The sequence below is a fragment of the Leifsonia sp. SIMBA_070 genome (genome assembly GCF_046534635.1).
Taxonomy (GTDB): Bacteria; Actinomycetota; Actinomycetes; order Actinomycetales; family Microbacteriaceae; genus Leifsonia.
Window position 1 is genome coordinate 1 of the sequence record NZ_JAWRYK010000463.1, and the last position, 261, is coordinate 261.

The window sequence follows — 261 nt, forward strand, 5'->3', positions numbered from 1 at the left end:
TGAAACAGATTTGAGACGGGAAAACAAATAGCAGCCTACAATGACAATTACACTGCCCAGCAGCTGGATTAGGGTCATGCGCTCGCCGAGCAAGAGAAAGGCGAGAATGGCTGTAAAGACTGGATTGGCGAACCGTCTTCATCGCCTTTCTGAGCTATCATACACCTTCTTCTGCAGACCTACGCGGGCTTAATCCATTTTTCCATGAAAATAAGCTCGTCCGCTGTAAAGCCCAATCGTCCGTAAAATGCTTGTACACCG

General features: G+C 47.9%; 1 pseudogene. It reads right to left on the reverse strand.

Going from position 1 to position 261, the window contains the following annotated elements:
- Window positions 1-117 (reverse strand): annotated as a pseudogene (locus SB754_RS21075) (EamA family transporter); the annotation flags it as partial.
- Window positions 118-261: the final 144 nt, after the last annotated feature.